The 26,045-nt window shown below is 71.6% G+C and carries 20 protein-coding genes; 12 read left to right on the forward strand and 8 right to left on the reverse strand.

Annotated features, from left to right (window positions below; translation table 11 throughout):
• The first annotated feature begins 17 nt into the window (after positions 1 to 17).
• From WBN91_RS15390 to WBN91_RS15400, 3 genes are read left to right on the forward strand one after another with little or no spacing between them, the layout of a single operon-like run.
• Complete coding sequence (locus WBN91_RS15390; RefSeq protein WP_337726720.1) at positions 18 to 1,004, forward strand: AAA family ATPase; 987 nt, start codon at positions 18 to 20, stop codon at positions 1,002 to 1,004.
• Complete coding sequence (locus tag WBN91_RS15395) at positions 1,001 to 2,131, forward strand: DUF58 domain-containing protein (protein WP_337726719.1); 1,131 nt, start codon at positions 1,001 to 1,003, stop codon at positions 2,129 to 2,131. The genes WBN91_RS15390 and WBN91_RS15395 overlap by 4 nt, the downstream gene beginning before the upstream one ends.
• The gene (locus WBN91_RS15400) at positions 2,128 to 4,167 is read left to right on the forward strand and encodes a DUF3488 and transglutaminase-like domain-containing protein (RefSeq protein ID WP_337726718.1); all 2,040 of its coding nucleotides are present in this window, start codon (positions 2,128 to 2,130) and stop codon (positions 4,165 to 4,167) included. The genes WBN91_RS15395 and WBN91_RS15400 overlap by 4 nt, the downstream gene beginning before the upstream one ends.
• Here WBN91_RS15400 and WBN91_RS15405 read toward each other — a convergent pair.
• Positions 4,164 to 5,768 carry a serine/threonine-protein kinase gene (locus WBN91_RS15405; RefSeq protein ID WP_337726717.1) on the reverse strand — a complete coding sequence of 535 codons (1,605 nt, stop codon included), beginning with the start codon at positions 5,766 to 5,768 and terminating at the stop codon, positions 4,164 to 4,166. The two genes, WBN91_RS15400 and WBN91_RS15405, sit on opposite strands and share 4 nt — an antisense overlap.
• Positions 5,769 to 6,749: 981 nt before the next feature.
• Here WBN91_RS15405 and WBN91_RS15410 point away from each other — a divergent pair.
• A complete protein-coding gene (locus WBN91_RS15410; RefSeq protein ID WP_337727436.1) occupies positions 6,750 to 7,187 on the forward strand; it encodes a winged helix-turn-helix transcriptional regulator in 438 nt (145 codons plus the stop codon).
• 97 nt (positions 7,188 to 7,284) lie between these two features.
• Here the strand turns inward: WBN91_RS15410 and WBN91_RS15415 are convergent, their stop codons facing one another.
• From WBN91_RS15415 to WBN91_RS15425, 3 genes are all read right to left on the reverse strand, one after another.
• On the reverse strand, positions 7,285 to 8,862 hold the full coding sequence (locus tag WBN91_RS15415; RefSeq protein WP_337727435.1) for a cellulase family glycosylhydrolase: 1,578 nt from the start codon (positions 8,860 to 8,862) through the stop codon (positions 7,285 to 7,287).
• Positions 8,863 to 8,964: 102 nt separating this feature from the next.
• Positions 8,965 to 9,582 (reverse strand): alpha-ketoglutarate-dependent dioxygenase AlkB, encoded by a 618-nt coding sequence (locus tag WBN91_RS15420; RefSeq protein ID WP_337727434.1) that lies wholly within the window; start codon positions 9,580 to 9,582, stop codon positions 8,965 to 8,967.
• 84 nt (positions 9,583 to 9,666) lie between these two features.
• Positions 9,667 to 9,834 carry a hypothetical protein gene (locus WBN91_RS15425; RefSeq protein ID WP_337727433.1) on the reverse strand — a complete coding sequence of 56 codons (168 nt, stop codon included), beginning with the start codon at positions 9,832 to 9,834 and terminating at the stop codon, positions 9,667 to 9,669.
• A 127-nt stretch (positions 9,835 to 9,961) separates the two neighbouring features.
• Here WBN91_RS15425 and WBN91_RS15430 point away from each other — a divergent pair, with 127 nt between their 5' ends.
• Positions 9,962 to 10,663 (forward strand): flavodoxin family protein, encoded by a 702-nt coding sequence (locus tag WBN91_RS15430; RefSeq protein WP_337727432.1) that lies wholly within the window; start codon positions 9,962 to 9,964, stop codon positions 10,661 to 10,663.
• 37 nt (positions 10,664 to 10,700) lie between these two features.
• Here WBN91_RS15430 and glgB read toward each other — a convergent pair whose 3' ends face one another.
• The 4 genes from glgB to WBN91_RS15450 are packed head-to-tail and all read right to left on the reverse strand — an operon-like array spanning position 10,701 to position 17,675.
• Positions 10,701 to 12,794, reverse strand: a complete 2,094-nt coding sequence (gene glgB, locus WBN91_RS15435) for a 1,4-alpha-glucan branching protein GlgB (protein WP_337727431.1) — start codon at positions 12,792 to 12,794, stop codon at positions 10,701 to 10,703.
• On the reverse strand, positions 12,791 to 14,056 hold the full coding sequence (locus WBN91_RS15440; RefSeq protein WP_337727430.1) for a maltokinase N-terminal cap-like domain-containing protein: 1,266 nt from the start codon (positions 14,054 to 14,056) through the stop codon (positions 12,791 to 12,793). The genes glgB and WBN91_RS15440 overlap by 4 nt, the downstream gene beginning before the upstream one ends.
• On the reverse strand, positions 14,053 to 15,690 hold the full coding sequence (gene treS / locus WBN91_RS15445) for a maltose alpha-D-glucosyltransferase (protein WP_337727429.1): 1,638 nt from the start codon (positions 15,688 to 15,690) through the stop codon (positions 14,053 to 14,055). The genes WBN91_RS15440 and treS overlap by 4 nt, the downstream gene beginning before the upstream one ends.
• 2 nt (positions 15,691 to 15,692) lie before the next feature.
• Positions 15,693 to 17,675: a maltotransferase domain-containing protein gene (locus tag WBN91_RS15450; protein WP_337727428.1), complete on the reverse strand. Its 1,983-nt coding sequence runs from the start codon at positions 17,673 to 17,675 to the stop codon at positions 15,693 to 15,695.
• Between the two features lie 295 nt (positions 17,676 to 17,970).
• Between WBN91_RS15450 and WBN91_RS15455 the strand changes: the two genes are divergently transcribed.
• The 7 genes from WBN91_RS15455 to WBN91_RS15485 all read left to right on the forward strand — a co-directional run bounded on the left by WBN91_RS15455 (position 17,971) and on the right by WBN91_RS15485 (position 26,041).
• Positions 17,971 to 18,795, forward strand: coding sequence for a type 1 glutamine amidotransferase domain-containing protein (locus WBN91_RS15455; protein ID WP_121219047.1), 825 nt, complete (start codon positions 17,971 to 17,973; stop codon positions 18,793 to 18,795).
• A 276-nt stretch (positions 18,796 to 19,071) separates the two neighbouring features.
• Complete coding sequence (locus WBN91_RS15460) at positions 19,072 to 20,682, forward strand: thiamine pyrophosphate-binding protein (protein WP_337727427.1); 1,611 nt, start codon at positions 19,072 to 19,074, stop codon at positions 20,680 to 20,682.
• A 10-nt stretch (positions 20,683 to 20,692) separates the two neighbouring features.
• Positions 20,693 to 21,352: a DJ-1/PfpI family protein gene (locus WBN91_RS15465; RefSeq protein WP_337727426.1), complete on the forward strand. Its 660-nt coding sequence runs from the start codon at positions 20,693 to 20,695 to the stop codon at positions 21,350 to 21,352.
• Positions 21,349 to 23,163, forward strand: coding sequence for an AGE family epimerase/isomerase (locus WBN91_RS15470; RefSeq protein WP_337727425.1), 1,815 nt, complete (start codon positions 21,349 to 21,351; stop codon positions 23,161 to 23,163). Before WBN91_RS15465 ends, WBN91_RS15470 begins: the two co-directional genes overlap by 4 nt.
• 1 nt (position 23,164) lies before the next feature.
• Positions 23,165 to 25,288 (forward strand): glycogen debranching protein GlgX, encoded by a 2,124-nt coding sequence (glgX, locus tag WBN91_RS15475; RefSeq protein WP_337727424.1) that lies wholly within the window; start codon positions 23,165 to 23,167, stop codon positions 25,286 to 25,288.
• On the forward strand, positions 25,227 to 25,541 hold the full coding sequence (locus tag WBN91_RS15480) for an STAS domain-containing protein (RefSeq protein ID WP_337727423.1): 315 nt from the start codon (positions 25,227 to 25,229) through the stop codon (positions 25,539 to 25,541). Before glgX ends, WBN91_RS15480 begins: the two co-directional genes overlap by 62 nt.
• On the forward strand, positions 25,538 to 26,041 hold the full coding sequence (locus WBN91_RS15485; protein ID WP_337727422.1) for an ATP-binding protein: 504 nt from the start codon (positions 25,538 to 25,540) through the stop codon (positions 26,039 to 26,041). The genes WBN91_RS15480 and WBN91_RS15485 overlap by 4 nt, the downstream gene beginning before the upstream one ends.
• The last annotated feature ends 4 nt before the right edge of the window (positions 26,042 to 26,045 follow it).

Consider the following 26,045-nt stretch of genomic DNA (forward strand, 5'->3'; position numbering starts at 1 on the left):
ACGAGCATGGGGAGCAAGTGACGACAACGGCGGTGCCGGCGGTCGGCGAGGACGAGATCGCGGCGTTCCGCGTGCTGCACGCGCGACTCGGCGACGCGGTGGAGGCCGCGGTCCGGGGCAAGCGGGACGTGGTGGACCTGGTCCTGGTGTCGATGTTCGCGGGCGGCCACGTGCTGCTGGAGGACGTGCCCGGCACCGGCAAGACCACGCTGGCCCGCGCGGTCGCGGGCGCGCTGGGCGGGGTGTCGCGGCGCGTGCAGTTCACGCCCGACCTGCTGCCCTCCGACGTCACCGGCACGTCGGTCTACGACCCGCAGACCGGGCAGGTGAAGTTCCGCCCCGGACCGGTGTTCGCCAACATCGTGCTGGCCGACGAGATCAACCGCGCCGCCGCCAAGACCCAGTCCGCGCTGCTGGAGGTCATGGAGGAGCGCACGGTCACCGTGGACGGCGTGGCGCACGCGGTGCCCGCGCCGTTCCTGGTCGTGGCCACGCAGAACCCCATCGACCTCGACGGCACCTACCGCTTGCCCGAGGCGCAGTTGGACCGGTTCATGCTGCGCACCTCCATCGGCTACCCGTCGCCGGAGCACGAGCTGGACGTGCTGCGGCCGGGCAGTGGCGCGGGGTTCGTCGGCGCGGTGCCGACGGTGTCCAACCCGCACGTGGTGGCCGAGTACGGCCGCCGGTTGCAGACCTTGCACGTGGCCGACCCGATCCTGCGCTACGTCGGCGAGTTGGGCGCGGCGACGCGGGCCGACGACCGGTTGCGGCTGGGCGCGAGCACCCGCGGCCTCAAGGCGTTGGTGCGGTGCGTGCAGGTCTACGCGGCCTCGCGCGGACGGCACTTCGCCGTGCCTGGTGACGTGCAGGCGCTGGTCGTGCCCGTGCTCGCGCACCGCCTGGTGCTGACGCGGGAGGCGCAGCTGGCCGGGGTCACGACGGAGCAGGTGCTCCAGGACGTCGTCGCGGGTGTGGCGGTGCCCAGACCGTCGTCGCGATGAGGGGCGTGCGGCTCACCGGGCGCGGGCTTGGCGCTGTCGTGCTGGGTGTGCTGTTGCTGGTGTTGGGGCTGTGGTGGCGGTATCCCGGCGTGGTCGGCATGGGTGTGGCCCTGGTGGCGTTGGCCGTGGCGGGGGTTCTGAGCGTGTTGTCGCGGGCTCGGGTCGAGCCGCGCCGGACCGTGCGGCCCCGGACGGTGCAGCGGCTGGGCGCGTGCGCGGGCGTGGTCGAGCTGACCGGCACCAGCAAGCGGTTCCCGGTGCTGTTCGACGCCTCCGACCAGGTCGCCGGGGACGTCGTGCCGGTGGACATCCCGCTGCTGCGGCCGGGGCAGACCGTGAAGGTCGAGTACCCGATCCCCACCCACACCCGCGGCCTGCTGCCGGTGGGGCCGTTGACGTTGAACCGGCGCGGCCTGGCCGGGCTCGCGGTGGCCCGGACCGTCCTCGGCGGCGTGGTGGAGGTGCGGGTCGTGCCGCGCGTGCTGCCGGTGCGCGGCCTGCCCGGCGGGGTGCGGCGCGGGCACGTCGGCGCGGACGAGCGGGTCGAGCGCGGCGGCACGGACCTGGTGGGGCTGCGCGAGTACGTGCCCGGCGACGACCTGCGCCGCCTGCACTGGGCCACCTCCGCCCGCACCGGCACGCTCATGGTCCGCGAGGACGCCGACCCGGCTCGACCGCACCTGGCGGTGCTGCTGGACGACCACGCCGCCGGCTACCCCGACGCCGCGCGGTTCGAGGACGCCGTCGAGGTCGCCGCCTCCCTGGTGACGGTCGCCGTCGCGGAGGGGCATCCCGTGCGGCTGCTGACCTCGTCGGGCGCGGTGGACGTCGAGGTCGCCGCCGGTGACGCCGACGCGTCCGCGGCGCTGGCCGTGCTGGCGGAGCTGACCACGGGTCCGGCGGGGTCGTCCTCGGTGCCGGTGCGGGACCTGGACGTGGTGGCCGTGGTGTGCGGGGAAGCTTCGGACCTGGCGGTGTTGACGCTGGAAGCGTCGCGGGCGTCGGTGGGTGTGGTGCTGGCGGTCGACGCGAACGCCGGGATCTCGTCGTCCGGCGGAGTCCTGGTGCTGCGCGCGCCGGACGCGGAGTCGTTGCTGTCGGCGTGGGGCACGGCGGTGGCGCGGTGATCGCCCGGGTGAGCTGGGCGGCGCTGCTGCTCGTGGTGGCGGCGATCCACCTCGGGTCGGGCTGGCAGGGTTGGGTGCCCGCGCTGGTGTTCTCCGGCGCGGTGGCGGCGGGGTTCGCGTGCGTGCCGCTGGTGCGGTGGCGGCGGGTGCCGACCGGTTTGACGTTGCTGTGCCTGGTGGTGTTCGCGCTGATCGGCGGGTACTGGGTGGCCCGCGACACCGCCGAGACCACCGACCCGACCACCGTGCTGCTCGACCTCGTGCCGCGCCTGCTGACCGCCGCACGGCCCGCGCCGGCGACGCCGGAGCTGTTGGTGCCCGGAGTGCTGCTGGTGTTCGGGGTCGCGCTCGCGGTGGCCGTGTCGGTGACCGGCCGGTCGCTGCTGGGGCCTGCTTGTGGTGTTGCCGTGCTCTACACCTGCACCGCGTTGCTGACCGCCGGCAAGGCCGACCGGTACGGGTTGGTCGCGCTGGTGCTGGTGGCGTTGTTGGTGGCGGGATGGCTGCTGGTCGACCGGCTGGAGTCACGGGGGCGGGTGCTGACCGCACTGCCGCTCGTGCCGGTCGCGGTGGTCGCCTTGCTGGCGTTCGCGGTGCCGTCGACCGGCGCGTTCGAGCCGCGCGAGCTGGTCGAGCCGCCGGTGACCGGCCTCGGCGTGTCCAACCCGTTGCCGCAGTTGGCTTCCTGGGCCAACCTCGGGCCGGTCGAGCTGTTCCGCGTGCGGGGTCCGGAGCGGGCGATCCGCCTGGCCGCGCTGTCGGACTACTCGGGCGCGGCGTGGCGGGCGGCGTCGCTGTACGGGCCGATCGGGGCGGTGGCGGCGCCGGACCTGCCGCCCGGCGCGCGCACGACCGAGGCCGAGCTGGAGGTGACCGTCGGCGAGCTGACCGGCAGCTGGGTGCCCACGATCGGGCGGCCGACCGCGGTCACCCTGGACGGGGCGATGGTCGACCCGAACTCCGGGTCCTTGGTGCTGCTGGACGAGCTGTCGCCCGGGTTGCGCTACCGGGTGCGCGGGGTCGTGGACGTGCCCGAGGACGGGGACCTGGTGAAGGCCGGTGTGCCGTCGGGCGATCGGGCGCGGCGGTACCTGGCGCTGCCGGGGTTGCCGTTCTCGCTGGCCGAGTACGCGCGGCAGATCGTGCAGAACGCGCGGACGCCGTTCGAGAAGGCCGTGGCCATCGAGCAGGTGGTCAAGACCGGGCGCGTGCCCGACGCGGGTGCGCCCGTGGGGTCTTCCTACGCGCGGTTGGAGCGGTTCCTGTTCGGGAACGCGGGCGAGCCGGGTGCCGCGGCCGGGACGGCGGAGCAGTTCGCGTCGGCGTTCGCCGTGCTGGGGCGTGCGGTGGGGTTGCCGACGCGGGTGGTCGTCGGGTTCCAGCCGGTGGAGGGCGCCGAGGAGCGGGTGGTGCGGGGGAGCGACGCCACCGCGTGGCCCGAGGTGTACTTCGAGGGCTGGGGCTGGGTGCCCTTCGACCCGTTGGCGGGGACGTCGTCGGGCGGGTCGAGCGCGGCGGCGAAGCGCGAGGTGCTGGACCGGTTGGCGTCCATCACCGCGACTCCCACGACGACCGCGCTGTCCGCACCGCCGCCGTTCGTGCCTTCGGCCGCCCAGCCGCAGCGGGAGGCGGTGGCGGTCGGGTCCCAGCGGTGGATCGGCTGGGTGGTGTTGGGCGGTGTTCCGGTGTTGGTGGTGTTGATGCTGGTCGGCGCGCGGGTGGGGCGTCGGGTGCGGCTGAAGCGGGCCGGGGCCGGTGGGGCTTGGGACCACGTGCTGGACGCGTTGGTGCTGGCGGGTGATCCGCCGCCGCGTGATCGGACGGCTCCGGCGATCGCTCGTACCTTGTCGCCGCCGGCGATCCGGTTGGCGGAGTTGGCGGATCATTCGGCCTTCGCGCCGAGGGCTGGGCATCACGGTCGGTCGGGGGAGGCTTGGCGGTTGGCCAAGGCCGTCACGTCCGGTGTGCGGCGCAGGAGTTCGTGGCTGCGCAAGGTGTTGTGGCCGGTGGACCCGCGTCCGCTCTGGCGGCGTTAGCCGTTGCGGACCGCGCAGTCCTGGTCGGACGCGCCGCGTTGGCTGGTCGAGTCCTCCAGGCCGATCGCCACCACCTTGAAGCAGTACTGATCGGCCTTCGGGTCCAAGCCCTCGACCGTGTACTGGGTGTTGCCCGCCGCGATGTTGCCCACCCCGCGCGGAGTCCCGCCGGTGACGTCGAAGACGACGAACTGGGCCTTGCCGCCGCTGGGGTCGGTCCAGTGCACCGTGATGCTGGAACCCTTGTCCTCCAACCGTTTCAGCGTCGGGATGAACCTCGGGTCGGCGGACGGCTCTGCTGCGGGCGGCGTTGTGGTGGTGGTCGTAGTGGTGGTTGGTTGGGTGGTGGCCGCTTGGTCGGAGGATCGGCCCTGGGTGCTCAGGTAGATGCCGCCGCCCACGCCGAGGACGAGGACCGCTGCACCGGCGAGCAGGCGTGGTGCGAGTCGGCGGCGCTCGGGGACCGGGCGGTCCGGCGGGAGGGTCACCAGCGGGGGCGCGGGTGGCGGGACCGGGGGCCGGTGGGTGGAGTGGCGGACGGTCAGGTCGGCCAGGTCCTCGGTCCACGTGCGGACCGGCGGCTCGGCCGGGGCCGGTTCGGGGGTCGGTTCCGGGGTTTCGGGGGTCGTGGGGCTCGGGCCGAAGTCCGGGATCATCGTCGGACCCTCGGGGTAGTGCCTCGGCACGTCCCGGCGCACGGCGGCCGTGTGGTCGGGGTCCACTGTGGACTGCGGCGTCCAGGTCGGGATCGCGGCCAGCGCGGCACGCAGCGACGCGGCGTCCGGGAAGCGGTCCTCGCGCGATTTGTTCAGGCAGCGCAGGATGATCGCGATCAGCTCGGCCGGCACGTCCCGGCGCAGCAGCGACCTCGGCGGCGACGACTGGACCCGGCCCAGGTAGGCCAGCATGGTGTCCTGCTCGGGCGTCGCCGACGCGAACGGCGGCTGGCCGTCGAGCAGGGTGAACAGCGTCGAACCCAGCGACCACAGGTCGTCCGCGACGGCCGGCGGGTGCCCTTCGACCATCTGCGGCGCGGCGTGGCGGTAGCTCACCATCTGCAACGACGCCGTGTGACCGGCGTCCGCGCCGCGCGCGATCCCGAAGTCGGCCAGCACGTAGGAGGTCGGCAGCACCAGGATGTTCTGCGGCTTGACGTCCCGGTGCAGGATCCCCTGCCCGTGCGCGAACGCCAACGCGTCCGCCACCGCGATCCCTGCCGCGATCACCTCGGTCACGGGCAGCGGCCCGTGCTCGGCAAGGCGGTCGTGCAGCGAGCCGAGGTCGTAGTACTCCATCACGATGCACGGCCGACCCGCGATGGCACCGGTGTCCAGCACGGTCACGATGTGCGGGTGCTGCCGCCCCAGCCGAACGGTGATCTCCAACTCCCGCCGGAACCGCGCGACCGTGGCCGGATCGGTGACGTCGAGGACTTTGACCGCCACGTCCCGCCCCAGCCCGTCCTGACGCGCCCGGTACACCGTGCCTTCGCCACCGTGGGCCACCAGCCGGAAGTCGCTGTAACCCGGCAGGCTCACCGCCGGCGTCGTCGCCTCCGTCGGCTCCGGTGCCCACGCTCTCAGGTCGTCCGACTGATCCACTCTCGGATCTTATCCGGCTTTTCTGGGCGCTTCGCTTCTTCTGACGCGCTTCGCGCTCTCAAGCTCTTGCGCTGCGCGCTCTCAAGATCAAAAGCGGCGCTCGCCGCGCGGCAGGCCCCCGGAGGGGAAGGGCGTCGGTCTTCCTCCGCACGGCCTGCCGGAGGCAACCACGCTTTGCCAGGGCCGCCAAGAAAATCTTGCTCGTTCCTCGCAACATTTTGTTGACGGCCCTGGCAAAGCGTGGTTGGGCTGCGCCCAGGCCGTACGGAGGAAGACCGAGGCCCTTCCCGTGGGCGCTGCGCTTGGCGAACCGCAACCCGCGCTCCGCGCGAACCGCAACCGCGCTCCGCGCGGTCCACGAGCCCGCGCTCCGCGCGGAGATCGCGCCGAAGGCGCTGCTCTTGCGCCGAAGGCGCGTGCCGGGCTGCATGGCCCACGGGAAGGGCCTCGTGTTCTCCCGTACGGCCTGGGCGCAGCCCAACCACAGGTTTCCGGGGTTTTCAACAAAAATTGCGAGGAACGAGCCATTTTTCTTGAAAACCCCGGAAACCTGTGGTTGCCTCCGGCAGGTCGTGCGGGAGGACACGACGCCCTTCCCTCCCCGGGGGCCTGCCGCGCGGCGAGCGCCGCTTTTGATCTTGAGAGCGCGCAGCGCAAGAGCTTGAGAGCGCGCAGCGCGTCAGAAGAAGCGAAGTGCATGTCGATTGTCCGAAATGGACAGTTGTGACAAAGCAAGCTTCCGAGCGGGGACCAAGACGCTGAGCTGGCAGAGTACGTTATGGGGATCTGTTGGTTGCTTTTTAGGACCACAAGCCGGTAGGTTCATGGGGACGATCGTTCCGGCGTGCGCCTCCTCGCCGGGGACCCCCAGACCCGAGGCGGGAGGCACGCAGGCGGTGTCGGCCGGCCGACACCGCTCAGGAGCCGCGTGGATGGGCTGGTCCCGGCTCATCCGCGCGGTTCCCGACTTATCATGCGCGGATGCTCCGACGCACGTACGACGGCCAGGACTGCTCGATCGCCCGCACGCTGGAGGTGGTGGGCGAGCGGTGGACGTTGTTGATCGTGCGTGACGCGGTGCACGGGGTGACTCGGTTCGACGGGTTCCTGGCCTCGCTGCCCATCGCGCGCAACGTGCTCAGCGACCGGCTTGGCGGCCTGGTGCGGCACGGGGTGATGGAGCGCGTTCCCTACCAGGAACGGCCGCCGCGTCATGAGTACCGGCTCACCGCAAAGGGGCGGGAATTGGTCCCGGTGCTTCTCTCGCTGATGGAGTGGGGCGACCGGCACCTGTGTGAGGATTCCGGTCCGGTGGTGCCTGAGCACGTGGGGTGCGGGGGCGTTGTGGACGTGCATCTGACGTGTCGGGAGTGCTCGAACGGGGTCGAGCCCGCCGAGGTGGTGCCGAGGGTGAAGTGACGCCGGGCCGGGTGGTGGCTGGGGGACGGTGCCACCGCCCGGCCCGGCGGGAGGTGCCGGGCGGCGGCAATGGGGGTGCCCCCGCCCGGCGGTCCGATCAGGCGCCGCAGGCCGCTCCGCCGAGCGTGACGCCCGAAGGTGCGCCCGAAGGGCCGTTCGCGGTGAAGCCCAGGGCGACCGAGCCGCCCGCCGGGAGCGACGGGTTGTAGGTCGGGGCGGTGACGGTGACCGTCGTGCCGCTCTGGGTGAACGTGCCGTTCCAGCCGCTGGCGATGGTCACGCCGGCGGGCAGGGTGAAGGCCACCTTCCACGGGTTGACCGCCGACGTGCCGGTGTTGGTCACCGTGAGCGCGCCCTGGAAGCCGCCCTGCCACGCGTTGTCCTGCTTCCACGCGGCCTTGCAGGTGCCGGGCGGCGGCGTGTCGGAGGACGTCGTGGTCGTGGTGGTGGTGCCGCCGGTCGGCGGGATGAGGTACGGCTGGAGGATCGACTGCTTGGCCTGGTTGACCGTGGTCCAGTCGTCGCCGACGATGCCGCCCGTGTCACCGGAGTTCGGGTTCCACGACCAGTAGGTGAAGGACATGCCGTTGACCCCGGTGCCCGTGTAGGCCATCAGGTTCTCCAGCCAGATCTTGTCCTTCGGGTCGGCCAGGGTGCTGCCGAACTCGCCCATCATGATCGGGGCGGTGTTGCTCTTGTAGAGGTAACCCCAGTACTTGTCCCAGATCGCGGGCATGTTCGCCGGGTACTCCGGCGCGTCGAACCACTTCTGCCGGTAGACCGAGGTCGCGTACTCGTGCGGCGAGTAGACCAGCCGGTTGGCGACGTTGAGGCGCACCGGGTACTGGCCCGCCTTGGACAGGTTGCCGCCCCACCACCCGCAGTCCTCGTCGTTGGACGGGTCGCCGTCCCAGACGTTCGACAGGCCACCGCTCGGGCAGCTCACGCCCTCGACGAAGATCAGCCAGTCGGGCTGCACGGACAGGATCGCGTTGCCCGCGCGCTCGGCGGCCAGCCGCCAGTCGCGGGCGGTGTCGCCGCAGCCCCAGCAGGCGCCGGTCGCGGCGGGGTTGGTGCCCTCGGCGTGCGGCTCGTTGTGCAGGTCCGCGCCGATCACCGTGGTGTTGCCGGCGTACCGGCGGGCCAGCATCTTCCAGTCCTCGATCCAGGTGGACTCGGGCACGCCGGCGGTGTACCAGAGCGCGCTCTGGCCGGCGCTGGTCGGCCGGTGCCGGTCGAGGATGATCCGCATGCCCTTCTGGCCTGCGTAGTCGATCACCTTGTCCAGGATCTGGAGCGGCGAGAGGCCGACCAGGTCGGGGTTGACGAAGTCGTTGACGCCGGAGGCCTTGGCGTCGGGCTTGAGCGCGTCGTTGGAGAACGGGACGCGGAGGGTGTTGTAGCCGAGCTGGGCCATCTGGTCGAGCTGCTGCTTCCACGTCCGGTTGGACCACAGGCCGTGGAAGGTCTTGTTGTCGGTCTCCATGCCGAACCAGTTGATGCCGGTGAGGCGCACCGTGGCACCCGTGCTGTCCACGATCTTGTTGCCGTTGGTGCGCAGGTACCCGCCGGCCGGGGCCGCCGTGCCCTGCCCCGCTCCCACGGACGCCACCACGCCGGCGGCGGCCACCGCCACCGCCAACAGGGCGCCCAAGACCGTTCTCCGCTGCCGCATACCGCTCTCCTTTGAGCTACTAGTCTTCTGGGAGCGCTCCCAGACGGAGCGTAGTGCCGCCGGACCGGGTGTCAAGGAGGTCTTCTCGCCCGGCTGCGGTGGCTAGCGGACGCCCCTCGGGCGGAACTGGATGCTGATGCGCGGGCCGACGGCCTTGGCGGTCTTCGGGATCGCGTGTTCCCAAGTGCGCTGGCAGGACCCGCCCATGACGATCAGGTCGCCGTGGCCCAGGGCGTGTCGAAGCGTCTCGCCGCCGCCGCGCGGGCGCAGGAGCAGGGCTCGGGGTGTGCCCACGGAGACGATGGCGACCATCGTGTCCTCGTGGCTGCCGCGACCGATGGTGTCGCCATGCCAGGCGACGCTGTCACGGCCGTCCCGGTAGTAGCAGAGGCCCGCGGTGCGGAACGGTTCCTTCAGTTCACCGGCGTACCAGGCGCTGAGCGCGTCGCGGGCTTCGGTCAGCACGGGGTGGGGGAGGGCGGCGTTCTCCTCGTAGAAGCACAGCAGCCTCGGGACGTCCACGACCCGCTCGTACATCTGCCTGCGTTCGGCGCGCCACGGCACGTCGGCGACCAGGCGCCGGAAGAGTTCGTCGGCGCCGGTCAGCCAGCCGGGCAGGACGTCGACCCACGCGCCGTGGGCCAGTTCGGTGCGGCGGACGCCGGTCAACGGGCGCAGGCCGAGGGGCTCCGCGCCGGTGTCGAACAGGGAGACCTGCATGCGCGGAGCTTAATACCGGTCGAACGGGTGTTCGAGCCGAGCCTTGACTTTATTCCCTCAATTACTTCAGTGTGGAATAAAAGATCAGGCGTCCGGCTCGGGTTTGCGCCTGCGGCCACCGCTGCGGGCGGGTTGCTGGGCGGCCTCGGCCTGGGCCGGCTCGGACGTGGCCGGACGGGCGGCGTCCTGGGTGGTCGGGTGGTCGGCGAGCAGGATGGCGGCCAGCTCGTCGTAGATCGGTGTGCTGCTCATGCGCGGTCCTTTACCCCTTTCAGGCGCAAGCTACACGCGCTTGCTCAAGGAGTTACGGCCAGGGTGGGGAAAAGGATCAATCCGCTTCGGACGGCGGCGCGACGACGTGGGTGTTTCCCTGGTCGCCATGCGATACGACGACTTGACCGCGTTGTTCGTCAACTGCACTTTGAAGCGGTCCCCGGAGCTCAGCCACACCGGAGCCCTGGTCGCCCGCAGCGCGGCGATCATGGAGAAGCAGGGTGTCCGCGTCGACCACCTCCGAGCCGTGGACCACGACATCGCGACCGGCGTGTGGCCGGACATGACCGAGCACGGATGGCCCAGCGACGAGTGGCCGGAGCTCTACCGGCGGGTGCTCGCGGCGGACATCCTGGTGCTCGCCGGACCGATCTGGCTGGGCGACAACAGCTCGGTGACCAAACGGGTGATCGAGCGGCTGTACGCGTGTTCGAGCATGCTCAACGACCTGGGCCAGTACGCCTACTACGGCCGGGTCGGCGGGTGCCTGATCACCGGCAACGAGGACGGCGTGAAGCACTGCGCGCAGAACGTCCTCTACAGCCTCCAGCACCTGGGCTACACGATCCCGCCGCAGGCCGACGCGGGCTGGATCGGCGAGGCCGGGCCGGGACCCTCCTACGCCGACCCCGGCTCCGGCGGGCCGGAGAACGACTTCACCAACCGCAACACCACCTTCATGACCTGGAACCTGCTGCACCTGGCCCGGATGCTCAAGGACGCCGGCGGCATCCCGGCCCACGGCAACCAGCGGTCGGAGTGGGACGCGGGGTGCCGGTTCGACTTCGAGAACCCGGAGCACCGCTGAGGGGGCCGTCCGCGCCGGACGGCCCCCTCGGACCGCCTCACGCCGGGGCCAGCCACACCACCCCGCTCGCGGGCAGGTCCAGCACGGCCGACGCGGGCTGCTCGTCGCACGCCTGCGTCGTGGCCAGCACCGACCCGTTGACCACACCGTCGCCGCCGTAGGCCGCGGCGTCGGTGTTCAGGACTTCCCGCCACACCCCGGCGCGGGGCAGCCCGAGCCGCAGGCCGCGCAGCGCCACGCCCGAGAAGTTCGCCACGCACACCACGACCGAGCCGTCCGCCCCGATCCGCTGGTGGGCGACCACGTTGAGGGCGGGGTCGGAGCGCAGCCAGGCGAACCCGGTGGGCGAGTGGTCGAGGGTGTGCAGGGCCGGCAAAGCGCGGTAGGCCGCGTTGAGGTCGGCCACCAGGTGTTGGATGCCCCCGTGCAGCGGGTGGTCGCGGGGCAGCCACCAGGGCAGTGACCCGTCGGCGTTCCACTCCGTCGGTTGCCCGAACTCACCTCCCATGAACAGCAGTTTCTTGCCGGGGTGTCCCCACTGGTGGGCCAGCAGCGCCCGGACGCCGGCGGCCTTGCGGCGGTCGTCGCCGGGCATGCGCTGCCACAGGGAGCCCTTGCCGTGCACGACCTCGTCGTGGGAGAGCGGCAGGACGTACCGCTCGCTCCACGCGTAGTCGATGGTGTGGGTGAGGCCGCCGTGGACGCCGACCCGGTGCACGGGGTCGTGCTGGAAGTACCGGAGGGTGTCGTGCATCCAGCCCATGTTCCACTTGAAGCCGAACCCGAGGCCGTCCGGCGCGGTGACGCCGGGCCAGGCGGTGGACTCCTCGGCGTAGACCACCGCGCCGGGCACGCGCGAGCGGACCAGGGCGTTCAGTTCGCGCAGGAACCGCACGGACTCCAGGTTCTCCCGGCCGCCGAACTCGTTGGGCAGCCACTCGGTGCGGGAGTAGTCCAGGTAGAGCATGGAGGCGACGGCGTCCACGCGCAGCCCGTCCAGGTGGTGCTCCTCCAGCCAGTACAGCGCCGAGGCCAGCAGGAAGTTGCGCACCTGGTCCCGACCGAGGTCGAAGATCAGGGTGCCCCAGTCGGGGTGTTCGCCGCGTCGGGGATCGGGGTGCTCGTAGAGCGGGGTGCCGTCGAAGCGGGCCAGCGCCCAGGCGTCGCGGGGGAAGTGGGCGGGGACCCAGTCCAGGATGACGCCGATGCCCAGGGAGTGCAGGTGGTCGACGAGGTACCGGAAGTCGTCGGGGGTGCCGAACCTCGCGGTGGGGGCGAAGTACGACGTGGTCTGGTAGCCCCACGAGCCGCCGTAGGGGTGTTCGGTGGCGGGCAGGAGTTCCACGTGGGTGAAGCCCATGTCCTGCACGTAGTCGCCCAGTTCGACGGCGAGGTCCTGGTAGGACAGGCCGGCGCGCCACGACCCGAGGTGGACCTCGTAGATGCTGATCGGCGCCGAGGTCGGGTCGGCGGTCGCGCGGCGGGCGAGCCAGCCGGAGTCCTGCCAGCGGTAGCGGGTCTCCGTGACGACGGAGGCGTTGGCCGGCGGGACTTCGGTGGCGAAGGCGAGCGGGTCGGCGTGTTCGTGCCAGGTGCCGTTCGCGTCCAGGACGCGGAACTTGTAGCGGCAGCCCGGTCGCACGCCGGGCACGAACACCTCCCACACGCCGCCGCCCAGGTTGCGCAGGGGTGTGGCGCGGCCGACCCACTCGTCGAAGTCGCCCGCGACCCGGACGCCCCGCGCGCCGGGCGCCCACACGGCGAAGGCCACGCCGCCGCCGCGGGGGTGCGCGCCGAGCACCTCCCACAGGCGGGGGTGCTCGCCGCGCGCGATCAGGGACACGTCCTGTTCGGACAGTGTCGGCGGGTACCGGAAGGGGTCGTCGCGGATGACGCCGTCGACGTCGAACCGGTGGTCGTGGACGGGGCCGGGGACGATGCCGGCGAACAGGCCGTACCCGATGTGGTCCAGGGGGTGGCGGGTGCCGTCGACCAGGACGTGCACGGTGGTGGCGCCGGGTTGCAGGGTGTGCACGACGGTGTCGGGGCCGGCGGGGTGCGCGCCGAGGACCGAGTGGGGGTCGGGGTGGTCGCCGACCAGGAGCCGGTCGGTGTCCTCCAGGGTGGTCATGCGGTCTCACCGCCCAGGATGCGGGTGATCGCGCCGAGCGGGATGCCGATCCAGTCGGGGCGGTGGTCGCGTTCGTAGGCGACCTCGTAGACGGCCTTGTCCAGTTCCAGCGCGTGCAGCAGCACGGGCTGGTCGCGGGGGTCGTCGAGGACGGCGGCGTAGCCGGCGCAGAACGCCTCGCGCAGCGCCGACGCCCACTTCGGGTCGGGGTCGCCGTGGTGGGCGGCGTAGTCGAAGGACCGCAGCATGGTGGCGACGTCCTGGAGGGCGTGGCGGGGCGCGTTGCGTTCCTCCAGGGGGCGGCCGGGTTCGCCTTCGAAGTCGATGAGCGTCCAGCGGCCGTTGGTGTGCAGGGCCTGGCCCAGGTGCAGGTCGCCGTGCACGCGTTGCAGGACGAACGGTCCGCGCAGGGTGCGCAGCCGGTCGTAGGCGGCCCGGATGGCGGGTTCGTGCGGCGCCAGTTCGGGGACGCCCAGGGCGGTCAGCCGCTGGTGCAGGCGGTCGGCGGTGTCGTGCAGGTCGCTGACCGCGGGGTTGCGCGCGCCGAACGCGCGGGCCAGGGCGGCGTGCACGCGGGCGACGCTGCGGCCCAGTTCGGCGGCCTGCGGGACGAAGGCGTCGCGGTCGCCGGTGGTGGCCAGGGTCCAGCCGTCGTGGCACTCGGGCAGGTACTCCTGGAGCACGCCCAGCACGGCGGCCCGGCCGTCGAGGTGGGCGGTGACCACGCCCTGGAGGCGGGCCACGTGCTGCGCGCCGACGTCGTGCAGGGCGCGGTGCAGGTCGACGTCGGGGTGGGGGCCGGCCTGGACGCGGCGGAACAGCTTGAGGATGTGCCGGTCGCCGAAGACCAGGGAGGTGTTGCTCTGCTCGACGGCGACCACGCGGGCGGGCAGGCCGTGCACGACGTGGGTGCCGGGCTCGGGTTCGAACGCCGGCCCGGGGCCGCCCGCCCGGTCGCGCAGCGCGCCGAGCAGGTGGGACATCAGTTCGCCGTCGTGGGTGGCCGCGTACACCGCGCCTTCGGGGGTGTCGCAGATCCACACGTCGGTCAGGTGCTCGGGCAGGGTGGCGCGTCGGCCCAGCAGGAGCTGGTAGCGCTCCCCGTCGACCTCGACGAGCAGGTGCAGCAGGGTGGGGTCGCCGTGGACGAGGGTGGTGGCCCGCTCGACGCGGACGTCGCCGACCTCGGTGCCCGCGTACCAGCGCTGGCCGACCAGCCACCGGGCCAGGGCCGTGCCGAGGGTGTCGACCGCGGTGTTCATGACGCCTCCAGGCGGAACCAGTAGAAGCCGTGGCCGGGCAGGGTGAGCTGGTAGCGCTCGGCGGTGACGCGGGGGAAGCGCGCGCCGCCGGTCAGCTCGACCGGGACCAGGCCGTCGAGGCCGCGCAGCTTGATCTCGACCGGCTGCGGGTGGGAGGAGAAGTTGAAGACGCACAGCAGGGTGGTGTCGCCGTGTTCGCGCAGGTAGGCGAAGGCGGCGGTGTTGTCGACGTCGACCTCGCGGAACGCGCCGAGCCCGAAGGCCTCCTCCTGGCGGCGCACGGCGAGCAGGTCGCGGGTCCAGTGCAGCAGGGAGGCGCTGTGCGAGCGCTGGGCTTCGACGTTGACCGCCTGGTAGCCGTAGACGGCGTCGCTGACCACGGGCAGGCACAGCTTGCCGGGGTCGGCGGTGGAGAACCCGGCGTTGCGGTCGGGGGTCCACTGCATGGGGGTGCGGACGCCGTCGCGGTCCTTGAGCCAGATGTTGTCGCCCATGCCGATCTCGTCCCCGTAGTAGAGGACGGGAGAGCCGGGTAAGGACAGCAGGAGCGCGGTGAGCAGTTGGTGCTGGCCGCGGTCGTTGTCCAGCAGGGGGGCCAGGCGGCGGCGGATGCCGACGTTGGCCTTCATGCGCGGGTCGGGGGCGTACTCGGCGTACATGTAGTCGCGTTCGTCGTCGCTGACCATCTCCAGGGTCAGCTCGTCGTGGTTGCGCAGGAAGATGCCCCACTGCGCGTTCGCCGGGATGTCGGGCGTGCGGGCGAGGATCTCCGACACCGGCAGCGCGGATTCCTTGCGCAGGGCCATGAACAGCCGCGGCATGAGCGGGAAGTGGAAGGCCATGTGGCACTCGTCGCCGCCGACCTCGGGGTCGCCGAAGTAGTGGGCCACGTCGGCCGGCCACTGGTTGGCCTCGGCGAGCAGGACCCGGCCGGGGTACTCGTCGTCGACGACCTTGCGCACCAGCTTGAGGAACTCGTGGGTCTCGGGCAGGTTCTCGCAGTTGGTGCCGTCGCGTTCGAACAGGTAGGGCACGGCGTCCAGGCGGAACCCGTCGATGCCGAGGTCCAGCCAGAACCGCAGCACGTCCAGCATCGCCTGCTGCACGGCCGGGTTGTCGTAGTTGAGGTCGGGCTGGTGGGAGAAGAAGCGGTGCCAGTAGAACTGGCCGCGCTCGGCGTCCCAGGTCCAGTTGGACTTCTCGGTGTCGATGAAGATGATCCGGGTGTCGTCGTAGCGCTGGTCGGTGTCGCTCCACACGTAGAAGTCGCCGAACGGCCCGTTCGGGTCGCGCCGCGATTCCTGGAACCACGGGTGCTCGGAGGAGGTGTGGTTCATGACCAGGTCGGTGATGACCTTCATGCCGCGGCGGTGCGCGGAGTCCAGCAGGCTCACGAAGTCGTGCAGGTCGCCGAATTCCGGGCGCACGGCGCGGAAGTCGCTGATGTCGTAGCCGCCGTCGTTCATCGGGGAGGCGTAGAAGGGCGGCAGCCACAGGCAGTCCACGCCCAGCCACTCCAGGTAGTCCAGTTTGGACTCCAGGCCGGCGAGGTCGCCGATGCCGTCACCGTTGGCGTCGGCGAACGCGCTGACCAGCACCTCGTAGAACACAGACCGCTTGAACCAGTCCGACATGGTCAGGCTCCTTCCGAGGGACGACGTGCGGGGCGGCCGACGTCGACGATGTGGGCCACGGCGGTGGCGGGGTCCAGCCGGACGTAGTTCTCGGCGCCCCAGCGCCAGGTCTGGCCGGTGACCTCGTCGTGGGCGGGGAAGCGGTCGGCCAGGCCGAGGGCTTCCAGGTCCAGCCGCAGGGTTCCTTCCTGCGGGCTGTGGGGGTCGAGCGTGACCACGCACACGACGGTGTCGCCGGTGGCGGGGTCGGTCTTCGAGTAGGCGATCAAGGCGTCGTTGTCGACCTCGTGGAAGGTCAGTTCACGCAGTCGCCGCAGCGCCGGGTGGGCGCGGCGGATGGCGTTGAGCTTGGCCAGCCACGGTTCCAGCGAGCGGCCTTCGGCGCGGGCGCGCTCGAAGTCGCGGGGGCGCAGTTCGTACTTCTCCGAGTCCAGGAACTCCTCGCCCTTGAGGGGGTCGTGCTCGTTCAGTTCGAAACCCGAGTAGACGCCCCAGGTCGGGGCGAGGGTGGCCGCCAGGGCCGCGCGGAGGGCGGACATCGCGGGCAGACCGAGTTGAAGGCTCGTCGGCAGGATGTCCGGGGTGGTGACGAACAGGTTGGGCCGCGCCTCGTGGGCGTGGGCGGCGATCTCGCGGCCGAAGTCGGTCAGCTCGGCCTTGGTGTCGCGCCAGGTGAAGTAGGTGTAGGACTGGTCGAAACCCAGGCGCGCCAACCCGTACAGGCGGGCGGGCCGGGTGAACGCCTCGGCCAGGAACAGCACGTCCGGGTGGCGGCGCTTGACCTCCCAGATCAGCCAGTGCCAGAAGTCCGGCGGCTTGGTGTGCGGGTTGTCGACCCGGAAGATCCGCACCCCGTAGTCGATCCAGTGGGTGACCACGCGCAGGATCTCCGCGCGCAGGCCCTCGGGGTCGTTGTCGAAGTTGAGCGGGTAGATGTCCTGGTACTTCTTCGGCGGGTTCTCGGCGTAGGCGATGCTGCCGTCGGGGCGGGTGGTGAACCACTCGGGGTGCTCGGCGACCCACGGGTGGTCGGGCGCGCACTGCAACGCCAGGTCCAGCGCCACTTCCAGCCCGAGGTCGTGGGCGCGTTCGACGAAGGCCTTGAAGTCCACCAGGGTGCCCAGGTCGGGGTGCACGGCGTCGTGGCCGCCGTCCTTCGACCCGATCGCCCACGGTGAGCCGACGTCGCCGGGCTCGGCGGTCAGGGTGTTGTTGCGGCCCTTGCGGTTGACCTCGCCGATGGGGTGGATGGGCGGCAGGTACACCACGTCGAACCCCATGCGCGCGATGCGGTCCAGGGACTCGGCGGCGGTGGCCAGCGTGCCGTGCACGGGGTTGCCCTCGGCGTCCCACCCGCCCGTGGAGCGCGGGAAGAACTCGTACCACGACCCGAACAGGGCGCGGTCGCGGTCCACCCACAGCTGGTGGGTCTCGCCCTTGGTGACCAGCTCGCGCAACGGCCGTTCCCACAACGCTTTCGCGATGGCCCGGTCGAGCGCGGGCGCCACGCGGCGGCCCGGCGGCAGGGACTCGTCGGCCAGCACGGTCGCCGCCTCCAGCAGCGCGTCCCGCTCCTCGCGGGGCCGCTTGAGCAGCGCCGCCCGGCGCAGCAACCGCACGCCGGTGGCCAGGTCGTTGGCCAGCTCGTCGGGACCCTGGCCCGCCTCCAGCTTGGCGCGCACCGCGTGCTCCCAGGTGGACCACGGGTCGGACCAGGCGTCCACCCGGAACGTCCACGGGCCGGGCGCGTCGGGCGCGATGGCGGCGGACCAGCGGTCCGCGCCCGCGTCGACCAGGGCCAGGCGGGTGTGCCGGGGTCCCCGGTCGCCGGGGCCGCGCCACACGACGGTCGCGCCCGCCGCGTCGTGCCCCTCCCGCCAGATCGCCGCCGTCACCGGGACGTGTTCGCCGACGACCGCTTTCGCGGGATAGCGCCCCGCGGCGACCACCGGCGTGACATCTTCGACATAGATTCGGCCGGACATTGCTGCCGTCCTTTCCGATGGGATCGAACAAAAGGATGCCGCACACCTGACATGGCGTTTTCCCGCGCTCGATCGGTTCGGAAAGTCCGCGACCAGCGAGTTTGTCCCCAACCACCCCGAGATGACGAAGTATCGGTCGAAGGTGCTGGTAGGGGTTTCGCGTTAACTCCGGGCCCCACTGCACGGAGTGAGGCGGCAGGGGTGGTCGTTCCTTGTTGCGGGGCGCTGTGGCGGCGAAGCTTCTCCTCGGCAGGACAATTCACCACCCCTGCCGACCACCAGCCACGGAGAAACGATGACGAAGAAGATTCTGATCGTCCTCTCGGAATACGGCTACTGGGGCGAGGAACTGCTCGGCCCGGTGGCCACGTTCGACGAGCAGGGCTACCAGTCGGTCTTCGCGACGCCCACCGGCGCGCGGGCCCGCGCCCTGCCGCCCAGCCTCGACCCCGGTTACATCGACCCGCCCCTGGGCCGGTCGGTGACCACGCCGGAGGTCGCGGTGGCGGCCAAGGAGCTGGACGAGTCGTCCCGCCTGGACAACCCGATCAGCCTCGCCGAGTGGATCCCGGACCGGCCGTACTTCAGCGAGCCGGACTACCTGCGCAAGATCGAGGCCTACAACCGCGAACTGTCCAACCTGGACGAGGACATCAAGCAGTTCGACGCGCTGGTCATCGTCGGCGGCTCCGGTCCGATCGTGGACCTGGCCAACAACGAGCGCCTGCACGAGCTGATCCTGGCGTTCCTGCGCGCGGACAAGCCCATCGTCGGCGAGTGCTACGGCGTCGCCCCCCTGGCCTTCGCGCGCGACTGGGAAGACCGCAAGTCCATCATCTGGGGCAAGCACGTCACCGGTCACTGCAAGGAGTACGACTACAAGGACGGCACCGGCTTCATCGGCGTGGACTTCAACATGGGCCCGCCGCCGTACCCGCTGGAGTACATCCTGCGCGACGCCACCGGCCCCGACGGCCAGTACCACGGCAACGTCGGCAAGGAGGTCTCGGTGATCGTGGACTACCCGTTCATCACCGCGCGCTCCACGCCGGACTCGTTCCCGGCCGGCGAGAAGCTCGTCGAGGTCCTCGAGTCGGGCCTGCGCCGCTTCGGCTTCTAAAGAGCCGAGCCGGAAGGGTTCGCGCGGGGGTGAGGTCCCCGGCCGGGGGTGGGTTCCCCGGCCGGGGCGAGGTTCGACATCCGGGCGAGCGTCGCCGGCGTGGCGGAACCCGAGTCGGGTGGGGTGCCGGATTCCAGGGAGGGCACCGGTCTCCCCGCCCGCCACCCCCGCCAAGCCACCCCTCGCACGAGCCCCACCGCAACGCGCCTTCGGCGGATGCACCCGCCGGCGGACCAACCGGACCGCTGACACCACGAATCGGAAGGAAACACGGCCATGACCGCAAGGCCGGGCAAGGTCGCCATCTTCGAGCAGTTCGCCGCCGATGGCTTCACCCGGATGTTCGGCAACCCGGGGACGGTGGAGGAGGGCTTCCTCGACATCCTGGAGGGGGTGCCGGGCTTCGAGTACGTGCTGGCGTTGCAGGAGACCGTCGCGATCGCGATGGCCGACGGCTACGCCCGCGCCACCGCCGGCCCCGCGCTGGTCCAGTTGCACACCGGGGTCGGCCTGGGCAACGGCATCGGCATGCTGTACCAGGCCATGCGCGGTCACTCGCCGCTGGTCGTCATCGCGGGCGAAGCCGGCGTGGCCTACGACGCGATGGACTCCCAGATGGCCACCGACCTGGTCGCGATGGCCAAGCCGGTGACCAAGTGGGCCACCCGCGTCACCCACCCGTCGTCCCTGCTGCGCACCCTGCGCCGCGCGGTGAAGACCGCGATGACCGCCCCGCGCGGGCCGGTGTTCGTGGCGCTGCCGATGGACGTGCTGGACGCGGAGAACACCGAGCCCGCCGTCCCGTCCACGATCCCCAGCCAGGCCGTCGTGCCCGTCGCCGCCGAGCTGGACCGGGCGGTCGAGGCGCTCAGCGGGGCCTACCACCCGATGATCCTGCTGGGTGACGGCGTGGCCGTCTCCGGCGCGCAGGAGGAGCTGACCCGGGTCGCCGAACTGCTCGACGCGCCCGTGTGGGGCGTGGACAGCTCCGAGCTGAACATGGACAACACCCACCCGCTGTGGCAGGGCCAGCTCGGGCACATGTTCGGCACCCGCAGCGCGGGGATCGTCGCCGACGCGGACGCGGTGCTGATCGTGGGCACCTACGTCTTCCCCGAGGTGTTCCCCTCGCTGCACAACCCGTTCCGGCCCGACGCCCGGATCGTGCACATCGACCTGGACACCTACGAGATCGCCAAGAACCACCCGGTGGACGTGGCCCTGGCCGCCGACCCCAAGCACGCCCTGGCGGGCCTGGTCGAACGGCTCACCGCCGCCGGCCGCCGGCCCACCGCCCGCTCCTCGGCCGTGTGGCGCCGTCCCCGGCCCGAGCAGAACGCGCCGATGATGGAGCTGTTCGCCTCGGAGCTCGCCGAGCAGGGCGGCAGCGACCTGGTCGTCTTCGACGAGGCCCTCACCGCCTCGCCCGCGCTGACCAAGTACCTGCCCCCGCGTGTGGTGGGCAACTACTTCTCCACCCGCGGCGGGTCGCTGGGCATCGGCATCCCCGGCGCGATCGGCGCGAAGATGGCCCGCCCGGACGCCGAGGTCATCGGGTTCACCGGCGACGGCGGCAGCATGTACACCATCCAGGCGCTGTGGACCGCCGCCCGCGAGGGCATCAACGCCAAGTTCGTCATCTGCAACAACCACCGCTACGAGCTGCTGGACCTCAACATCGAGCAGTACTGGTCCGAGCGCGGCATCGACCGCCACGAGTACCCCTCGGGCTTCGACCTGGGCCGCCCGGAGATCGGGTTCGTCGAGCTGGCGCGGGCGATGGGCGTGGACGCGATGCGGGTGGAGAAGCCCAGCCAGGTCGCGGGCGCGGTGCGGCGGATGCTCACCGCCACCGGTCCGTTCCTGGTCGACCTGGTGACGAAGTAGGCCGCCGCCGATGCCCACACTGCCCCGTCGCGAGAACGGCCGCCTGTCCGGCCGCACGGTCGCGATCCTGATGGAGACCGACTACGTCGAGCCGGAGATCCACTACTACGAGCGCAGGTTCGCCGAGGAGGGCGCGACCATCGAGTACCTGACCCGCCTGTGGGGCCAGGAGTCGATCACCTTCACCGGCCACGAGTACCAGGTGCCGCTCACCGTCTCCGGTGACCTGGAGGCGGTGGACGACGCCCGCCTGCGCCGCTACGACGCGGTGATCGTGCCCTCGGGCATGGTGTCGGACCGCCTGCGCTACAGCGAGGACGTCCGGACCCTCGCGCCCGCCGTCCAACTGCTGCAACGCGCCTTCGCCGAGCCCGGTGTGCTCAAGGGCATCATCTGCCACGGCATGTGGCTGGTCAGCCCCATCGCCGAGGTGGTCGCGGGCCGCCGGGTCACCTGCCACAACAACCTGATCGGCGACGTGCGCAACATGGGCGCGGTCTACACCGACCAGGACGTGGTGGTCGACGGCGACCTGGTCACCGGCCGCAGCGCCGACGCCGCGCACCTGTTCGCCCGCACGCTCATCGACCTCATCGCCGCCCGCACCCCCGTGGGCAGCATGCGCAGCCGGCAGCGGATGCTGCGCGGGATCGGGGTGACGCCGCAATGACCGACTTCGTCTTCTCCGACCTGGTCGCCGGGTACGTGGTGGCGTTCGACCCGACCCGCGGCGCGCTGGACCTGCGCACCAGCGACGGCTCCGCGGTGCGCGCGCGGATCACCCGGGACACGTACGCCGAGATGATCCGCAACCTGGGCGAACCGGCCCAGGCCGTGTCCGAGCCGATGATCGACGTGCTGGTGCCCGGCCGGCACGTGTTCGTGCACGGCCTGTACTACCCCGAGCGCGGCCACGTCACCTTCGACGCCAAGCGGGTCGTGCTGGTCGGGCCGGGCCTGGCCTACCGGTTCGAGGAAGCCGACTGGTGGCCGCGCCAGCTGGCCGAGCTGGCCCGGTTCTACCGGCACGCCCAGTTCGGCGCGGCCAACCCGGTCGACTTCGCCGACTACCGCACGGTGCTGCGGCTGGGCGGGGACAAGGCCGACGACCACGTGCAGGAGACCGACACCGTCTCCCGCCTGGTCTACGGCATGGCCAGCGCGTACATGCTCACCGGCGACGAGGACTTCCTGGGCGTCGCCGAGGCGGGCACGGAGTACCTGCGCGAGAACATGCGGTTCGTGGACCGGGACGAGGACGTCGTCTACTGGTACCACGGGATCGACGTGCGCGACGGCGTCCAGTCGCGGTGCTTCGCCTCGGAGTTCGCCGACGACGCCGGGTCCATCCCCGCCTACGAGCAGATCTACGCCCTGGTCGGCCCGACGCAGACCTACCGCGTCACCGGCGACCCGCGCATCGCCTCGGACATCGACGGCACACTGCGGCTGTTCGAGAAGTTCTTCAAGGACCCGGTGCGCGGTGGGTACTACTCCCACATCGACCCGATCCTGCTCAGCCCGCACCACGAGTCGCTGGGCCCCAACCGGTCGCGCAAGAACTGGAACTCGATCGGCGACCACGCCCCGGCCTACCTGATCAACCTGTACCTGGCCACCGGCGACGAGCGGCACCTGCGGATGCTGGAGGAGACCTTCGACCTCATCGTCGACCACTTCCCCGACGCCACCAGCCCGTTCGTGCAGGAGCGGTTCCACGGCGACTGGACGCCCGACCGCACCTGGGGCTGGCAGCAGGACCGGGCGGTGGTGGGGCACAACCTCAAGATCGCGTGGAACCTCACGCGGATGAACGCCCTGCGCGGCAAGGAGTCCTACACCACCCTCGCCGACCGCATCGCGCGTTCCCTGCCCGCCTACGGCGCCGACCGGCGGCGGGGCGGCTGGTACGACGTGGTGCAGCGGGTGCTCGGTGTCGGCCAGGACACCCACCGGTTGACCTGGCACGACCGCAAGGCGTGGTGGCAGCAGGAGCAGGCGATCCTGGCCTACCTGATCCTCGCCGGCACCACCGGTGACGAGGAGTTCGTCCGCCACGGCCGGGAGGCGGCGGCGTTCTACAACGCCTTCTTCCTCGACCACGACGAGGGCGGCGTGTACTTCAACGTCCTCGCCGACGGCCACCCGTACCTGCTGGGCACCGAACGGCTCAAGGGCAGCCACTCCATGTCCATGTACCACGCGGCGGAGCTGGCGTTCCTGTCCACTGTGTACGGTCGCTTGCTCCAGGGCACGGGTCCGCTCACGTTGTGGTTCAAGCCGCGCCCGGACGGGTTCAAGGACCGCGTCCTGCGGGTCGCGCCGGACGCCCTGCCCGCCGGGTCCGCCCGGCTGGAGTGGGTGGAGGTCGACGGTCGGCCGCACGCCGACTTCGACCCGGTCGCGATGACGGTGAACCTGCCGGACGCGACCGAGGCCCTGACGGTGCGGGCGCACCTGGCGCCGGTGGAAGGGCGCTGAAGTGTCCACTGTGGAGCTGCCGACGCGGTGGAACTCCGGGTTCGAGGTGCGCGCCGGGCGGCCGTTGCCGTTCGGCGCCACCCCGGTGCCCGGCGGGGTGAACTTCGCCGTGCCGTCCAACCACGCCACGGCGGTCACCCTGGTGCTCTACCCGCGCGGGGTGGCGCGGCCGATGGCGGAGCTGCCCATCCCGCAGGACTTCCGGGTCGGCGGGGCGTGGGCGATCACGGTGCTGGGCATCGACCCCGACGAGGTCGAGTACGGCTACCGCGTCGACGGCCCGTACGACCCGGCCGCCGGGCACCGGTTCGACCCCACGGTGGTGATCGCCGACCCGTACGCGAAGGCGTTGGCGGGCGCGGAGGTCTGGGGTTCGCGGCCGGTGCTCTACGGGCCGACGCCGTGGCGCTCGCGGGTGGTGCGCGACGAGTTCGACTGGGCCGGCGACCGGCGGCCCGGCATCGCCCACGAGGACCTGGTGGTCTACGAGGCGCACGTGCGCGGGTTCACCCGCCACCCCAACTCCGGGGTCGCGCACCCCGGCACGTACGCGGGGCTGGCCGAGAAGATCCCGTACCTCAAGCGGCTGGGCGTCAACTGCGTCGAGCTGATGCCGGTGTTCGAGTTCGACGAGTTCACCAACTCCCGCCACGACCCCGAGACCGACACCTGGTGGTACAACTACTGGGGTTACAGCACGGTCGGGTTCTTCGCGCCCAAGCAGTCCTTCGCCGCCGGGCCCTCCGCCGTGGACGAGCTCAAGGACCTGGTCAAGCAGCTGCACCGGGCGGGCATCGAGGTCGTGCTGGACGTGGTGTTCAACCACACCGCCGAGGGCAACGAGCACGGGCCGACGATCTCGTTCCGCGGCCTGGACAACCGCACGTACTACATGCTCACGCCCGACGGCGGGTACTACAACTTCAGCGGCACCGGCAACACCGTCGACTGCAACGACCCCGTGGTCCGCGGGTTCGTGCTGGACTGCCTGCGCTACTGGGCCTCGGAGTACCACGTCGACGGGTTCCGCTTCGACCTGGCCGCGATCCTCTCGCGCGGCCCGGACGGGACCGTGCTGGCCGACCCGCCGCTGGTGCAGGCGCTGGCCAACGACCCGGTGCTGCGCGACTGCAAGCTGATCGCCGAGGCGTGGGACGCGGCCGGGCTCTACCAGGTCGGCACGTTCCCCGGCTACCGGCGCTTCGCCGAGTGGAACGGCCGCTACCGGGACGTGCTGCGGCGGTTCATCAAGGGCGACTCCGGCGTGGTGGGGGAAATGGCGACCCGGTTGATCGGCTCGCCCGACCTCTACGGCGACCGCGAGCCCGCCGCGTCGGTCAACTTCGTCACCGCGCACGACGGGTTCACCCTGGCGGACCTGGTGTCCTACAACGAGAAGCACAACGAGGCCAACGGCGAGGACGGCCGCGACGGCGACGACGGCAACCACTCGTGGAACTGCGGTGTCGAAGGCCCGACCGACGACCCCGCCGTGCTGGAGTTGCGCGACCGCCAGGTGCGCAACGCGTTGCTGCTGTTGTTGACCAGCCAGGGCGTGCCGATGCTGCTGGCCGGTGACGAGGCCGGGCGCACGCAACGGGGCAACAACAACGCGTACTGCCACGACTCGGAGCTGTCGTGGTTCGACTGGGACCTGGTCGAGCGCAACGAGTCGCTGGTCGAGTTCACCCGGCGCGCGATCGCGTTCCGCCAGGCGCACCCGGCGCTGCGCCGACGCGGGCACCTCGCCGGCGGGCGGGACGTGGTGTGGCACGGGTTGGCGCCGGAGGAGCCGGACTGGTCGGGCGGCAGCCGCCTGCTGGCGGCGGAGCTGTGCTGCGGCGAGGACCGGGTGTACGTGGCGGCCAACGCGCACTGGGAAGGCGTGGAGGTCGTGCTGCCGGAAGGGAACTGGCGGTTGTTCGCCGACACCGGGGCCGGTGTCGTGCACGAGCCGGGGGAGGAGCCGCCGGTCGACGGCCCGGTGCGGCTCGGGCCGCGGTCGGTGGTCGTGCTGGTCGCGTCTTCGGATCCGGCCGCATCTACGGAAAGGGTGAACGGGGATGGCGTTCGAGGCGAAGAGCCACGTGTGGGACGGGACGGCCACGATCCGGTTGCGCGGTGAGCTGGCGGCCAAGTCGGCCGGGCAGCTCAACCGGGTGATCGCGGAGGTGTCCGCGCAGCCGCTGACCCGGCTGGTGCTGCTGATGGACCAGCTGACCTACCTGTCGTCGGCCGGTCTGCGCAGCCTGGTGTTCGCGCACCAGCGGCTGGGGCGCGGCGTGGAGATCGTGGTGGTCGGCGCGCGGCCGGAGGTGGCCGAGACGATCCGGCTGACCGGCTTCGACCGCAGCGTGGTGATGCAGGAGCCGGTGTGATCCCGTCCACCGCCACCACGATCGGCCGCCAGGTCGCGGCGCTGGTCCGCGACCTGGCGGCCCGCGCCGGGCTGGACCGGACCCGGGCCTACCGGCTGCGGCTGGCCGCCGACGAGATCGCCACCAACGCCGTCACGCACGGCGGCGCGGACGTGGTCCACCTGTGCGGCGGGGTGGACGAGGACCGCGTGTGGGTGGTGCTGGAGGACGGCGCGCCCTTCTTCGACCCGCGGTCCCACGACCCGTCGGCCGTGCTCGCCACCGACCCGGAGGACCGCACCCCCGGCGGCCTGGGGCTGTTCCTGGTGCACTCGGGCGTCGACGAACTGCTCTACGACCGGGTGGACGACCGCAACCGCACCACCCTCGTCATCCACCGCGATTCGTCGGCGCCCGAGGGACCCTCCGGATTGTCGGCGCCCGAGGGAACCCCCGGATTGTCGGTGCCCCGTGGGACAATGGAACCGGGGGCCGGAGGCCACGGCGGGGCTGGGGGCTGAGGTG

This window comes from Saccharothrix sp. CCNWYY140 (genome assembly GCF_037401995.1).
Lineage (GTDB): Bacteria > Actinomycetota > Actinomycetes > Mycobacteriales > Pseudonocardiaceae > Actinosynnema.

Bases quoted from the DNA above. Each gene is read 5' to 3' on its own strand.
- WBN91_RS15465 (WP_337727426.1), top strand. From the start codon at position 20,693: ATGCCCACACTGCCCCGTCGCGAGAACGGCCGCCTGTCCGGCCGCACG.
- WBN91_RS15410 (WP_337727436.1), top strand. From the start codon at position 6,750: ATGCTCCGACGCACGTACGACGGCCAGGACTGCTCGATCGCCCGCACG.
- WBN91_RS15460 (WP_337727427.1), top strand. From the start codon at position 19,072: ATGACCGCAAGGCCGGGCAAGGTCGCCATCTTCGAGCAGTTCGCCGCC.
- WBN91_RS15455 (WP_121219047.1), top strand. From the start codon at position 17,971: ATGACGAAGAAGATTCTGATCGTCCTCTCGGAATACGGCTACTGGGGC.
- WBN91_RS15450 (WP_337727428.1), bottom strand. From the start codon at position 17,675: ATGTCCGGCCGAATCTATGTCGAAGATGTCACGCCGGTGGTCGCCGCG.
- WBN91_RS15395 (WP_337726719.1), top strand. From the start codon at position 1,001: ATGAGGGGCGTGCGGCTCACCGGGCGCGGGCTTGGCGCTGTCGTGCTG.
- WBN91_RS15440 (WP_337727430.1), bottom strand. From the start codon at position 14,056: ATGAACACCGCGGTCGACACCCTCGGCACGGCCCTGGCCCGGTGGCTG.
- glgB (WP_337727431.1), bottom strand. From the start codon at position 12,794: ATGACCACCCTGGAGGACACCGACCGGCTCCTGGTCGGCGACCACCCC.
- treS (WP_337727429.1), bottom strand. From the start codon at position 15,690: ATGTCGGACTGGTTCAAGCGGTCTGTGTTCTACGAGGTGCTGGTCAGC.
- WBN91_RS15480 (WP_337727423.1), top strand. From the start codon at position 25,227: ATGGCGTTCGAGGCGAAGAGCCACGTGTGGGACGGGACGGCCACGATC.
- WBN91_RS15470 (WP_337727425.1), top strand. From the start codon at position 21,349: ATGACCGACTTCGTCTTCTCCGACCTGGTCGCCGGGTACGTGGTGGCG.
- WBN91_RS15430 (WP_337727432.1), top strand. From the start codon at position 9,962: ATGCGATACGACGACTTGACCGCGTTGTTCGTCAACTGCACTTTGAAG.
- WBN91_RS15420 (WP_337727434.1), bottom strand. From the start codon at position 9,582: ATGCAGGTCTCCCTGTTCGACACCGGCGCGGAGCCCCTCGGCCTGCGC.
- WBN91_RS15425 (WP_337727433.1), bottom strand. From the start codon at position 9,834: ATGAGCAGCACACCGATCTACGACGAGCTGGCCGCCATCCTGCTCGCC.
- WBN91_RS15415 (WP_337727435.1), bottom strand. From the start codon at position 8,862: ATGCGGCAGCGGAGAACGGTCTTGGGCGCCCTGTTGGCGGTGGCGGTG.